Source organism: Pedobacter jeongneungensis, assembly GCF_000633455.1.
In the GTDB taxonomy this organism is placed as follows: domain Bacteria; phylum Bacteroidota; class Bacteroidia; order Sphingobacteriales; family Sphingobacteriaceae; genus Pedobacter; species Pedobacter jeongneungensis_A.
The window spans coordinates 1-15793 of the sequence record NZ_AYMG01000046.1 but is presented as its reverse complement, the minus strand read 5'-3'; the positions used below and the strand labels follow the sequence as shown (position 1 = coordinate 15793).

At 41.9% G+C, this 15793-nt stretch carries 5 protein-coding genes; 4 read left to right on the top strand and 1 reads right to left on the bottom strand.

All coding sequences use genetic code 11. The annotated features are described in order from the left end of the window. The 3 genes from U859_RS0129950 to U859_RS0129940 all read left to right on the top strand — a co-directional run. Positions 1–3904, top strand: a 3904-nt coding sequence (locus tag U859_RS0129950) for a T9SS C-terminal target domain-containing protein (RefSeq protein ID WP_025146886.1), incomplete at its 5' end; no start/stop codon positions are given. Further along, the gene (locus U859_RS0129945) at positions 3904–4890 is read left to right on the top strand and encodes a type IX secretion system membrane protein PorP/SprF (protein ID WP_240183119.1); all 987 of its coding nucleotides are present in this window, start codon (positions 3904–3906) and stop codon (positions 4888–4890) included. The genes U859_RS0129950 and U859_RS0129945, both read left to right, overlap by 1 nt. 112 nt (positions 4891–5002) lie before the next feature. Further along, a complete protein-coding gene (locus tag U859_RS0129940) occupies positions 5003–5650 on the top strand; it encodes a response regulator transcription factor (protein WP_025146884.1) in 648 nt (215 codons plus the stop codon). A 28-nt stretch (positions 5651–5678) separates the two neighbouring features. On the opposite strand, the gene U859_RS32140 is transcribed toward U859_RS0129940, so the two are convergent. Beyond that, positions 5679–5852 carry a hypothetical protein gene (locus tag U859_RS32140; RefSeq protein WP_162800094.1) on the bottom strand — a complete coding sequence of 58 codons (174 nt, stop codon included), beginning with the start codon at positions 5850–5852 and terminating at the stop codon, positions 5679–5681. Between the two features lie 585 nt (positions 5853–6437). Between U859_RS32140 and U859_RS30785 the strand changes: the two genes are divergently transcribed. Next, positions 6438–15793, top strand: a 9356-nt coding sequence (locus U859_RS30785; protein ID WP_025146883.1) for an Ig-like domain-containing protein, incomplete at its 3' end; no start/stop codon positions are given.

Genomic DNA, 15793 nt, shown 5'->3' with positions numbered 1-15793 from the left:
TAAACTGAACCCAGGTCAGACTAAGACTGCTATCGTAACCATCACTGTGGGAACAAGTGCTATTTTGGCTAAAGATGATTCAGGAACCGCAAATGGTTTCTCAGGAGGGGTAGCTGTTGAAAATATATTGGTTAATGATACCTATAATAATGCAACAACTGCAACCATTTCGACTGTTAAGATCAATCAGATTTCAACTTCAAATTCGAATGTTACTATAGATGTGGCAACCGGAAAAGTAAATGTTGCAGCAGGAACGCTTCCAGGGGTTTATACTTTAACCTATCAAATAACCGATAAATTAGATGCAACAAAATCTTCTACCGCAGTAGTAACGGTAACTATACCTAACTGGATCACTGATCTTCAGATAAGTAAGACCGCTAATGTTACTGGTGTAGAAAGCAATGGAAATATCGGTTATACCATTACTATTAAAAATAACGGACCAGCTACTGTTTTAAGCGGTGAGTCGATCGGTCTGATTGAAAATCTTCCGGCAGGACTGGAAAACATAACCTATAATGCCATTGGTGGAACGTACAGTTCAACTGGAAATAGCTTTACTTTAACTGCCGATTTAGTCGCTGGTCAACAGGTTAGTTTAACTGTTAATGGACGTGTTGCGGCTGGGTTTACAGGTACTAATTTAGTTAACAGTGTATCCTTAACACCAACTTCTAAAACGAATGATCCGGAAAGTATAAACAACCAATCAACTGTAACAACACCATTATTAAAAGGAAAAATAGCCCTGGTTAAAACAGGTGTTTTAAGCACTGATGGCAATAACATTACATATTCTTTCAAGGTTACAAACGTTGGTGATGTAGAATTAAGCAGCATTATATTAACAGATGCCAAGCTGGGCTTAAATAAAACTTTCCCTACCGTATTGGCAGTAGGAGCAAACTTTACTTATAGTCAGGTTTATATTTTAAGTCAAAACGATAAAGATGCGGCTTTGGTAACTAATTCGGCATCGGTTAGTGCTAAAACACCTGTAGGAAATACCATTACAGATGTTTCCGGAACAGATTATACTAACGATAATCCTACCGAAACACCGATTTTAGCTGCTCCGAAATTCACTTTTACGAAAGTAGCGAGTGCTGTTGGAACCAAAGTTGGCGAATCGATCGATTATACCTTCACCATAACCAATACGGGAACTGTTACACTTAGCAATTTAAGTGTAACTGATGCTGCTGTTGATGCCGGATCGATTAATCCAGGCAGTATCTCCACCTTAGCACCTGGTGCCAGTGTGAATGTTATGGCAAAACATACATTAACTCAAAATGATGTGAATCAGGGATCATTTACGAACCAGGCTTCAGTAAAAGTGACCGATAATAAGGGTAATATCATTAATCAGGTATCTGATGATCCTTCAACTCCGGCACTGAATGATCCAACCGTAACCAAATTAACACCAGCACCAGGTTTTACTTTAACCAAATCGGCCACAAACACAGCAAATAAAGCCGGCGATATTATCAATTACAACATCGTATTTAAAAACACGGGCAATGTGACCCTAACCGATATCGCTTTAGCTGATGCCAATGCAGATGCAGGAAGTTTAACCCCATCAAACATTACGTCGGTATTACCGGGTGCTACGGTGAGTATTACGGCTAAACATACTGTAAAACAAAGCGATGTTAATGCTGGAGGCTTTAGCAATCAGGTAAGCGCAACGGTAAAAGATCCTAAAGGAAATACCTTGACTAAAGTATCTGATGATCCATCAACACCTGCTGCAGATGATGCAACCTTTACTAAGATTGTTCCTGATCCATCTGTAAGGTTTACCAAAATGGTCGCCAATAGTGCGGGTATTGTAAAAACCATTGAGTACAGCATCCAGGTAACCAATACCGGTAATATTACGTTAACCGATATCGTGGTAACGGATCCGGGAGCAGACGCGGGCAGTATCACTCCTTCAGTAATCAGTAAATTAGAACCTGCCGAAACTGCCATGATTTTGGCCAGACACACGTTGGTACAGTCGGAAATTGACTATGGTAAGTTTGTAAATCAGGCCAGTTTAGCAGCGAAATTTGCCAGCGTTGGTAAATTGAGCAAACTTTCGGATGATCCAAAAACTTTGGCACCTGATGATCCTACTGTGTTCCTGATTAAAGAAGCACCAGGTTTAACTTTGGTTAAAACAGGCGTTTTAAGTGCCGATGGAAACTCGGTAACCTATACTTTTACCGCTAAAAATACAGGTAATGTAACGCTGACGAATTTCAGTCTGGCTGATCCAAAAATTTCATCAACCATTACCTTCAATCCAGCTAGTATTGCACCTGATGAAACCGCAACGGCTACGGCAGTTTATACCATTAGCCAGGCAGAGAAAAATGCAAGTTCGGTAAGAAATACAGCTACATTAACGGCAACTTCACCAGCAGGAACTTATATTTCTGATGTTTCGGGAACTGAAGAAGACAACGATTATCCAACTATTTTAGAGCTGCCAAAAATTGTAAGCGCTAAAACCGTTACCGATGCCAATAACAATGGTAAAGCAGAAGCCAATGAAATTTTAACTTATACCATTACCGTTAAGAACAATGGTAATACCGCAAGGACCGGGGTTAAAATTGTAGATCCAATTCCTGTAAATACTACTTATATAAATGCCAGCGCTGATAATGGTGGTATTTTAGCTGGTAACACCATCAATTGGAGTAATTTAATTATTCCGGCCAACGGACAGGTGGTGGTTAACTTTAAAGTAACCGTTAATGCCGTTATTCCTTCAGGTACCTTAGCAATAAACAATACAGCTTCCGTAACCGATCCTGGAAATGCATCAACACCATTGAATCCGGCAGTTTCTATTCCTACTGAAGGTATGCTGGAAGGCGGTAAATCAGTAATTGATACCAAGGGCAATAAAGATGGTAAAGCGCAGGCGAACGAGATTTTAACCTATTCATTAACAGTTAAAAATACAGGCGGATCTGCATTGAACGGCGTAACCATTACCGATGAGTTACCGGCCGGATTAACTTATGTGCCGGGTTCTGTTTCTGGCTATGGTACCGTAATGGGCAATACCTTAAAATGGACCATCAACATGCAAGCCAATTCGAGCACAGTATTGACTTTAGATGCCAAAGTTGCTCCAGATGTGAACAGTTACAATACCATTAAAAACGTGGCTGTGATGATTGCTCCGAATGGAAAAACCTTAAATCCGGAGGCAGTTATAGATGTAGATAAATCAGCCGATTTAATGGTTACCAAAGAACTGTTAACCAAAGGCGATATCAAAACGGGATCGGATGTGATGTATAAAATCACGGTAACCAATAAAGGACCGAACAGGGCAACAGGTGTTACCGTTACCGATCGTCTTTCTACCATAATCGATGCGCCGAAAGAGATTACTGTTACCATTGGTACCACTACTTACTCTACCACAACAAGAGATTTTGTATGGTTGGTTGGAAGTTTGGATTTTAATCAAACTGCAACCCTGACTTTTAAATCAAGAACGCTGGCTGCCGGTGCATTGAACAATGCTGCAACGGTAAAAGGCGATCAGCCAGATCCGGTGACCAATAATAACCTGGTACTTGCGGATGCTGCTACCATTTCGGGCGATGACTTGTTGATCCCGAACCTGTTTACACCAAACGGGGATGGTATAAACGATACTTTCGAAATCAACGGACTTGCCGAGTTTGCAGAAAACGAACTGACCATCGTTAACCGTTGGGGTAATGAAGTATTCCGTTCTAAAGGTTACAAAAACAACTGGACAGGCGAGGGATTGAACGAGGGTACATATTATTACTTGCTGCGTGTTAAAAAAGGCGGGAATAATGAATGGAAAGTATTTAAAGGCTATATCACCCTGATCAGGGCGTTTAAAAATTAATGAGCGGAGATACGATGAAGAAAATATTAGGTTTAATAGCAGGTTCGTTGCTATTACTTTCGCGGCCGGTGGCTGCACAACAGGATGCCCAGTACAGTCAGTACATGTTTAACGGGATCTATATTAATCCGGCCTATGCGGGTTATAAAGAAGTGCTCAATGTGCATAGCTTTTACCGTAGCCAGTGGACGGGCATCACCGGCGCACCAAGAAGCATGTCGCTTGCCATCGATGCCATTGCAAACAGCGGTAACGTTGGACTTGCGCTTCAGGTGGCCAGTGATAAACTGGGTGCACAAACCAATTTGAGCGTTTATGGCAATTATGCTTACCGCATCAGGATGAATGATGATGGTAGCTCGAGGCTGGCTTTAGGTTTAGGAGTAGGGATGGTACAGTTGGGTATCGACGGATCGATGCTCAATCCCAACAACCCCGAGCCCAACCAGCCTGTAGGCGTACAGAGTACCATTGTGCCCGATGCCAGGGCAGGAGTGTACTTTGCCAACGATAAATATTATGCTGGTTTCTCGGTAGATAACCTGATTGCCACTTACATCAATATCGACCGTTATGCCTTTATCCCACAGCCAAAACCGCACTATTATTTCACTGCTGGTGCATTGTTTCCGCTTAATGAAGATTTTCAGATCAAACCTTCATTTCTGTTAAAAGACGACCGTGGCGGCCCGACCAGTTTAGATGTAAATGCATTCTTATTGATCAAAGATTTTCTATGGGTGGGTGGTTCGTACCGTACAGGAGTAAAGTTGTATGATAAAAGCTATTTACAGCGTGACCTTACCCCGCGCAATTCAGCGGTAGCTGCGATCCAGATTTTTCCCTCAGAGAAAATCAGGATTGGCTATGGATATGATTTCTCGATCGGTCCGTTGCAGGGTTACAGCGGTGGAACGCATGAGATCTCTCTGTCTTATTCATTCATTAAACCTAACATCAGATTGGCAACCCCAAGAGTGTTTTAAACAAAATTTTTTAATTGTGTATAATAATATTTACACATTTAAGCGAAAAATTTACTACAATTGCGTACAAAAAAATAACTTTTTACTAACTTGCAGAATATTCTTATAAATAATGAAAACAAAAAATGCCGTAAGTACTTTTACAGTACTCATCGCTGATGATCATGAAATCATCCGTCGTGGTTTAAAAGGTTTAATATCAGACTTTTGGCCTGGTGTTGAAATCATCCACGCGTCTACTTTGGAACAAGCGCTTATCGAAACAGAAAAGTCGCCAAGCTTAATTATTATTGACGTTAATTTACCTGGTGGCAACAACCTTAAGGTAATTGATCAGTTAAAATTAGTTCAGCCGAATGCTAAAATCCTTGTATTTTCATCTTTAAATGAGAATATTTATGCAGTTCCATATTTAAAATCTGGTGCATCAGGTTATTTAACCAAAAATGCAGAAGAATCAGAAATTGTAACTGCTATTACTACAATTTTAGCCGGAAGCCGTTATTCGAGCAGAAACGTGAAAGAAAATATGTTCAATAGCATATTGGGTAATGATGCAGATAATCCTTTTACCAAACTTTCGGGCAGGGAATTAGAAGTTGCAGAATTATTGACCAAAGGTATTGGCGTATTGGAAATTTCTAATCAGCTTAATCTTCAAATGGGTACTGTAAGTACATATAAACTTAGGCTTTTTCAAAAACTGAAAATAAAAAGTATTATAGAACTTGCTGAAAAAATGAGTATCTACGAAAGATAAAAAGAGTATTTTACTCTTTTTATCTTTTCTAAGCCTTTTTATCCTTATTAACGGTGCCGGCTCCAGCCGTTCCTGATTCGTTCGGGGTTGATCCAGCTTGGCCAAATTTGTCTGAAGCGCCTTTTCCGTTCTGGTCAAATGATGCCTTCTCTTTTGAACTTCCCTTTGTTTTATTTTCGGTTTCTTTATTTTTCGTTTTCATATTTATCCAGTTTAACTATTGAGATAACACCTTAAAACACCTAAAGTTTTATGGCAACTGTATAATAAATTATGCTGATGGGAGATTCTGCATTCCCCATTCTTTTTTATCTATCCCTTCTATCATGCAGTAGTGCATTTTATTATTGCCATTCTGTACGTTTTTGCGTGGTAGATATGTTTCTTACCATTTAGCGAAATAACGTCTTATTAAAATGACAAAACTATTGTATAGCTAACGGTTGTAAGCTAATGTTTGACCAAAATCAAAAATGTTGGGATTGAAGGCATTTGGAAAAGCTTTCTTACGTTTGCTATGCCGATATTTTTTATGACAAATGTCAAATTTTGATTATTTTGTAGTGTTTAAACTACAAAATCAGCCATCGAAATAAAAACAGTGATAGTTAATAATATATCTTTGTCGATAGAAATGAACAGAATGAACACTATTTAATAAAAATGTTCGCTCTTTGTTCATTTTTAAAACCGTAGGTTTTGAAATTACGTAAGTAGTTATAAAACCGACAAATAGCTATTAAAAATTGCATTATCCCTGTAATGTGATATCCCTATCATCCCGTGTATGAATAAAAATTTACTCTCTTCGTGTATCCCTGCACGAGCTTTTTCTAGGACTATCAAATATTTAACGAACAGTTTCGGTAAATGTTTTAATCAACGCTTATTTTTCGATGGTTTGGTTGGACTTAAAATGCTCTTGGCGCTCTTGATTAGCTTAATCTCCATTTCTTTTGTTGATGCTCAATCAGTTAAAACAAGCACACCGGGATCTTATACTTATATCGTACCAGCAGGAGTAACATCACTTACTGTTGAGGTTTGGGGTGCTGGAGGTAGGGGTGGTTCACGCTCAACTGCCGGTCGCGGTGGAGGAGGTGGCGGTGGTGGCTACTCAAGAAGCACGGTAACCGTTACACCGGGAAACTCATATACTTATGTAGTAGGCGCGGGAAGTACCTCTACAGCCGCAGGAGGAAGTTCTTCTTTTGGTGGAACAACTGTTGTGGCACTTGGAGGTTCGAGTGCGCTGCTCGACAGTGAAACTGGTGGAACGGGTGCTGCGACGGGAACTGGAAACAGTGTTTTTAGTGGTGGTAACGGTTCTACGCGCACGAGCTCAACAAATGGCGGTGGTGGTGGTGCTTCGGCTGGTCCAGCGGGTAATGGTGCTTCAGTTGGTAATGCTACAGCTGGAGCAACAGCTGCCAATGGTGCGGGCAGTGGTGGAGCAGGATTTACAGGGACCGCTACTGGTAACGGTAATGCTGGTGCAACACCAGGCGGCGGAGGTGGTGGTGCTTATTCAAACGGTACTGCTGCTACTGGTGGAAAAGGTGGAGATGGTCAGGTTGCAATTTATCCTCCGTCATCCTCGCCCCTTTATGGCTCTGGATCCAGAGATCTTTATCCACTTGGTGTTAGTGGTAAAAGGGCATATTTAGTAAGTTCTTATCAATTAACATCGACAAACAGCTGGCCTTTTCAAACAAGGGGCAGTCATAAAGTGTACGCAAAAGTTGGCGAAACTATTTATGTAGGATCTAGTGCTCAAGGTGTAGGAACTGGTACGATTAATTTATTTGCACCGGGTGTTACGCCAAATGCTACCAGATCAAATCCGTCATTCACATCAGGTACAAGCACAACTATAGGTTTAATTCCAGATAGAGCAAGAGAACTGGCCGGACCATCTCCCAATTCTGGTGGATATACGCCTTATACCCATACGGTTACTGCAGCAGAGGGCGATGGTATCTGGGAAGTTGATTTTATATCTCCCGATGTTACCGCTACAGCTAATCCTAGTCCCGATAATATTGCGGCAGATGCATCATGGACACAATCGACTACACAGGCCTTAATTGCAGCATGGGATGTATCGGTTAGGAATACCGCTAATACTGCATTTATTCAGGGACGGGCATATACAAATGTTTTTAATGGCCACTTAATTGCAGAGTTTAATAATACAACTGCAAATCCTGCGGGATTCTATGGTAACTTTTATGTGGTTACCAAAGACGGATATTCTTATTTGGTAAAAAATAATGGACAGATAGGTGTTGGTTTTACCTTTTTTGTAAATAATAAAGGATTTACCACAGGAGCAGGCGGGGCTGGAACGCCAACATATAAAAGCTTAAATTATTCTACTGATCCTCCAATAAAAAATCCAACTACGGCTGATGATGTTCAGAATATTACCCATAAATTATTTTATGGCAAGCCAGGTGCAGATCTTCCTGAAAATGCAATATTAAACGGGAGTTCGGTGTGGCTTAAAACAGCTGTTCCAACTCCACCGACTGTAACTGGTTTCGGTTTTAAAGGGGTTGAAGGTTCAGGCTCGAATATTAGTTCTAAAGGAGCTTATATCAATTTTACCTCAAATGTAAATGGGACATATAAAATCACAATTCCAGGAAGTGGAAACTTTGTGGATAGAGTTTTGGCAGGAACTTCAACAGTTGGTCCAAACCAAGTGTATTGGGATGGTAAAGCAGGTACATCTGCCGCTGACCCTATAACCCCGGGCAATCCAGTACCTCCTGGCACCACAGTGAATAACATTAGGGTGCAATTATTTGGTGCAGAGGTTCACTTCCCTTTTATCGATGTTGAAATTAATAAGAATGGTGTAATCATTCAACAACTTTCTACAGATGGGAATTATACCGAACTTGCAGGAAAGGATATTGTTTATTGGAATGACAGTGATGTAACGCTAACGGCCAATGCCGCTCCAGCTAGTGCAGCCAACCCAAATGCCACACCTCCAAATCAAAATTATGTGCTGGGTTCAAATGGTGTATCTAGTAACAGTAATGGGCATAAATGGGGCAGATATAGTAATGATACCCCAGCAGGAACAGGTGGAAATGAGTGGGGAAATGAACGAAGTATTGATACCTACTCTTTTGTGGCAGGTGTAGAAACGGTACAAAGTGTAAGCGTTACGATTTCGCAGGCTGATCTTTCTGTAACTGGTATCACAACCAGTTCTCCAACAACTGTACAAGTGGGAACCGATGTTACCTACAGTATGGTTGTTCGAAACGACGGACCGAGTGATGTTACATCAGCACCATTCAAATTTGTGGTTCCTACAGGTTACGAAATTATTTCAGTCAATGCGCCAACTTTATCTTCAGGATCTTCTGTTCAGGCAGGAGCTGCAATTTCATCTGATAAACTAACTTATAATTCACAATTAAACCTGCTTAACCAAGGTACTGCGACTTATTCTATTGTGGTGCGTCCGGTTGCTGCCAATACTGCTGGTCAGAATATTAGTGTTGAAGCCAGTATATTAAGACCTGCGGATGTAACCGATCCGGATGCAACCAGTCCGACAACTACAGGTACTCCGACTGATCCCCATTTGGAGTGTAAAAATGGAACCGCGACTGAAAATTGTAATAATATTAAATACAACAGTTCAATAGCTGTTGTCGCGCCAATTTCGAACAATACGATTTCCGCTGATCAAACTATCTGTTCCGGTTCCACACCAGTAGCATTAACTGCTACAACACCAACTGGTGGCAGTGGTACATACAGTTATTTATGGCAACAAAGTACTAATGGTGGAACAACTTGGGTTTCTGCTCTTGGAACAAATAATACTCCTGGCTATACACCTCCTGCCTTAACGCAAACTACTCAATACAGAAGAGTAGTAACAGCATCTGTAACTGGATCGAATACGAGTAATGTTGTTGTGATTACCGTTAACCCCATTGCTACTTTGGTTTTAACAAGTGGAACCGCAAGCCAGACCATCTGCTCGGGAAGTTCTATCGGTAATATTGTTTATACTTATGGTGGCGGTGCAAGCGGGGCTACGGTTACCGGACTTAACGCTTCTTATTATACGATCAACACGACAAACAAAACGATAACGATCAGCGGTGCCGTGCCTGCTACAGCCAATTATACGGTGAGCACAACGGGATCAGTTGCGCCATGTACCGATCCAACCCTTAGCGGAACCATTACGGTAAACCCTATTGCTACTTTAGCTTTAACAAGTGGAACTGCGAGCCAGACCATCTGCTCTGGAAGTTCTATCGGCAACATCGTTTACACTTATGGTGGCGGTGCAACCGGGGCTACGGTTACCGGTCTTACTGCTACTTACTATACGATCAACACGACAAACAAAACGGTAACGATCAGCGGTGCCGTGCCTGCTACAGCCAGTTATACGGTAAGCACAACAGGATCAGTTGCGCCATGTACCGATCCAACCCTTAGCGGAACCATTACGGTAAACCCTATTGCTACTTTAGCTTTAACAAGTGGAACTGCGAGCCAGACCATCTGCTCTGGAAGTTCTATCGGCAACATCGTTTACACTTATGGTGGCGGTGCAACCGGGGCTACGGTTACCGGTCTTAACGCTTCTTATTATACGGTCAACACGACAAACAAAACGGTAACGATCAGCGGTGCCGTGCCTGCTACAGCCAATTATACGGTGAGCACAACAGGGTCAGTTGCACCATGTACCGACCCAACGCTAAGCGGAACGATTACAGTTAACCCAATTGCTACATTGGTTTTAACAAGTGGAACTGCGAGCCAGACCATCTGCTCTGGAAGTTCTATCGGTAACATCGTTTACACATATGGTGGCGGTGCAACCGGGGCTACGGTTACCGGACTTACCGCTTCTTATTATACGATCAACACGACAAACAAAACGGTAACGATCAGCGGTGCTGTACCTGCTACAGCCAACTATACGGTGAGCACAACGGGGTCAGTTGCACCATGTACCGACCCAACGCTAAGCGGCACGATTACTGTTAACCCAATTGCTACTTTGGTTTTAACAAGTGGAACCGCGAGCCAGACCATCTGCTCGGGAAGTTCTATCGGCAACATTGTTTACACTTATGGTGGCGGTGCAACCGGAGCTACGGTTACCGGTCTTACCGCTTCTTATTATACGATCAACACGACAAACAAAACAGTAACAATCAGTGGTGCCGTGCCTGCTACAGCCAATTATACGGTGAGCACAACAGGGTCAGTTGCACCATGTACCAACCCAACCCTTAGCGGAACCATTACAGTTAACCCAATTGCTACATTGGTTTTAACAAGTGGAACTGCAAGCCAGACCATCTGCTCGGGAAGTTCTATCGGCAACATTGTTTACACTTATGGCGGCGGCGCAAGCGGAGCTACGGTTACCGGACTTAACGCTTCTTATTATACGGTCAACACGACAAACAAAACGGTAACGATCAGCGGTGCCGTGCCTGCTACATCCAATTATACGGTAAGCACAACAGGATCAGCTGCACCATGTACCGACCCAACGCTAAGCGGCACGATTACTGTTAACCCGATTGCTACATTGGTTTTAACAAGTGGAACTGCGAGCCAGACTATCTGCTCGGGAAGTTCTATCGGCAACATTGTTTACACTTATGGCGGCGGCGCAAGCGGAGCTACGGTTACCGGACTTAACGCTTCTTATTATACGGTCAACACGACAAACAAAACGGTAACGATCAGCGGTGCCGTGCCTGCTACATCCAATTATACGGTAAGCACAACAGGATCAGTTGCACCATGTACCGATCCAACCCTTAGCGGAACCATTACGGTAAACCCAATTGCTACATTGGTTTTAACAAGTGGAACTGCGAGCCAGACCATCTGCTCTGGAAGTTCTATCGGCAACATTGTTTACACATATGGTGGCGGTGCAACCGGAGCTACGGTTACCGGTCTTACCGCTTCTTACTATACGATCAACACAACAAACAAAACGGTAACGATCAGCGGTGCTGTCCCTGCTACGGCCAACTATACGGTGAGCACAACAGGGTCAGTTGCACCATGTACCAACCCAACCCTTAGCGGAACCATTACAGTTAACCCATTAGCCAACGCCACAATCGCTGGTACTACTACTGTAAATATTGGCGCTGCCAATCCGAATGTAACTTTTACAGCTACTGCAGGAACTGCACCATTTGTATTTACTTATAATATCAATGGAGGTACCAATGCTACCTTAAATAGTTCAACAACAACTGCAACTGTGGCTCAATCGACTGCAGTCCCAGGTGTTTTTACTTATAATCTGGTAAGCATCTCGGATGCAAACGGCTGTTCTAGAGCCATTAATGGTCAAAGTGCAACCATTACGGTGAAACCTACTGGTGTTAACGATAATTTCAGTACATCAATTAATACCTTAAAAAATCTAGACGTAAAAGCTAATGATGGTACTGCGGTATCAGGTGCAACTGTAAATATTGTAACAGCACCTGCTAATGGTACAGCCGTTGTTCAGGCAAACGGAACGGTTAATTATACTCCTGCAAATGGATTTAAAGGAACCAGTACCTTTACTTATACTTTAACATTAAATGGAGTAACGTCTGATCCGATTACTGTAACTGTCAATGTTGCGAATGGTGCTATCCTGGCTCAAAATGATGCTGGTAGCCAAAATGGAACAACAGGTGGTAGCGCAATCGCCTCAGTATTAACAAACGATACCTATAATGGCGTTGCAAATTCGGCAACTGCAGCCAATGTAACCATTACCCAAAACACAAATAACAGTGCTGGCAAGGTTACACTTAACACCACTACTGGTGAAGTTACCGTAGCCGCCGGAACCCCGGTTGGTATTTATACTATCAATTATACTATTACCGATAAACTTGATGCAACACTAACATCATCTGCAGATGCGGTGGTAACCATTACCAATGGTACCATTACGGCTTTTGATGATGCTGGTACACAAAATGGAACAACGGGTGGAACAGCAATTGCCAATATTTTAGCTAACGACACCTATAATGGTGTTGCAAATGCTGCTACGACATCAAATGTTACCATTACCGAGAATACCAATAATAGTAACGGCAAAGTAACCTTAAATGCTTCAACAGGAGCAGTTACTGTAGCCACAGGAACGCCGGTCGGTACTTATACCATTAACTATACCATTACTGATAAGCTTGATGCTAATAAAAAATCATCAGCAAATGCGTTGGTAACCATTACCAATGGTACCATTACTGCTTTTGATGATGCAGGTACACAAAATGGAACGACAGGTGGACCAGCAATTGCCAATATTTTGGCTAACGACACCTATAATGGTGTTGCAAATGCTGCTACGACATCAAATGTTACCATTACCGAGAATACCAACAATAGCAATGGCAAAGTAACTTTAAATGCTTCAACAGGAGCAGTTACTGTAGCCGCTGGCACACCGGTTGGTACTTATACCATCAACTATACCATTACCGATAAACTTGATGCCAATAAAAAATCATCAGCAAATGCAGTGGTAACGGTTACGAACGGAACCATTACAGCCGTTGCTGATGCAGGTACACAAAATGGAACAGCGGGTGGAACAGCAATTGCCAACATTTTGGCTAACGATACCTATAACGGTGTTGCAAATGCTGCTACGACATCAAATGTTACCATTACCCAAAATACGGATAACAGTGCAGGTAAGGTTACGCTTAACACTACAACAGGTGAGGTAACTGTAGCCGCCGGAACCCCGGTTGGTACTTATACCATCAACTATACCATCACCGATAAACTTGATGCCAATAAATCATCATCAGCAAATGCAGTAGTAACGGTTACCAACGGAACCATTACTGCTTTTGATGATGCGGGTACTCAAAATGGAACAACGGGTGGAATAGCGATTGCCAATATTCTGGCTAATGATACCTATAATGGTGTTGCGAGTGCAGCGTCTGTAAGCAACGTTACTATATCTCAAAATTCAAACAGCAGTACCAATAACCAAGTTAGTTTAGATCCGGCTACGGGTGCAATAAGTGTTGCAGCTGGAACCCCGGTTGGTACTTACACCATCAACTATACCATAACTGATAAACTTGATGCCAATAAAAAATCATCTGCAAATGCAGTAGTGACGGTTACCAACGGAACCATTACAGCTGTTGCCGATGCAGGTACACAAAATGGAACAACGGGTGGAACAGCGATTACTTCGGTATTAACCAATGATACTTATAACGGTATTGCGAACTCAGCTACTGCAGCGAATGTTACCATTACCCAAAATACGAATAACAGTGCTGGTAAGGTAACGCTTAATACCACAACAGGTGAAATAACTGTAGCGCCAAATACTCCGGTCGGCACCTATACCATTAACTATATCATTACCGATAAACTTGATGTAACAAAGTCATCATCAGCAAATGCGGTGGTAACGGTTACCAACGGTACAATATTGGCACAAAATGATTCAGGTACACAAAATGCAACGACAGGCGGAACAGCAATTGCCAATATTTTAGCTAATGATACCTATAACGGTGTTGCAAATACTGCTACGACATCAAATGTTACCATTACTGAAAATACGAATAATAGCAATGGCAAAGTAACCTTAAATGCTGCTACTGGTGCAGTAAGTGTTGCCGCTGGTACACCAGTTGGTACTTATACCATTAACTACACCATTACCGATAAACTTGATATAACAAAGTCATCATCAGCAAATGCAGTGGTAACGGTTACCAACGGAACCTTACTGGCTAAGGATGATACAGGTACTTCCGGAACTTCGGGTGGAAATGCAGTTGCCAATATTTTAATCAACGATACTTATAATGGTGTAGATAATGCTGCAACAACTTCTTCTGTTACCATTAAGGAAATTACCAACAATAGTGCAGGAAAAGTTACCCTTAATTTATCTACCGGTTCAGTTGATGTGGCAGCGAATACACCAGCCGGCGTTTATGTTATCGAGTATCAGATTATTGATAAGTTAGATGTAAACAAAACATCAAATGCTAAAATTACCGTTACGGTAAGCTCGGCCAATATCCTTGCTAAAAATGATAGCGGAAGCATTGGTGGTTTATTAGGTGGTGCGGCGATTAATAATGTATTAGTTAATGACGAAGTAAACGGAGGTCAACAGGCCACTTTAAGCAACGTAAAACTTGAACAGGTATCAACAGATAATAACAGGGTTAATCTTGACATAACCACAGGTAAAATAAACGTTGATCCGAAAACCCCTGCAGGTACCTATACCGTTACCTATAAAATTACCGATTTACTGGATGCTTCTAAAGTATCGCAGGCAGTAGCTACCGTATTGGTAAATGCGCCTGTTATGGTTGCAAATGCGGATAATGGCAGTGTTAACGGGTTTACAGGTGGTGTGGCATTGACAAATGTTTTAGCGAACGATACCTATGATGGTAATCCGGCTACCTTAAACGACGTGACACTTGATTTTGTTTCTTCATCAGATCCAAAAGTTAAATTAAATACGACTAATGGTAACGTTACTGTTGATCCAAATACACCAGCAGGAACCTATACCTTAACTTATAAAATTACCGATAAACTTAACCCAACCTTAAGCAAAACGGCTGTGGTAACCATTACCGTTGGTTTGCCAACCATGGTTGCGGTAGATGATGCGGGTACAGTAAACGGCCTAACCGGCGGAACAGGTATTGCGAATGTATTATTGAACGATACCTACAATGGAAATACGGCGACACTTAATGAAGTTTCGTTAGCACAAATTTCAACGTCTAATGCAAATGTTCACTTAGATCCTGCAACCGGAAAAGTAATTGTGGATGCCAGAACACCTGCAGGCACCTATACAGTGGTTTACGAAATCACTGATCTGGTAAACCCTACGCAGAAGAAAAGGGCAAATGCAGTGGTAACGGTTGAGGCTCCGGAAATGATTGCCAACGCCGATAACGGAACTGTAAATAGTTATACCGGAGGCACTGCTGTAAACAATGTTTTAGCGAACGATAAATACAACGGAAATACAGCTACCTTAACAGATGTTACCTTAGCTCAGGTTTCAACATCTAATCCAAATGTTACTTTAGATGTAAC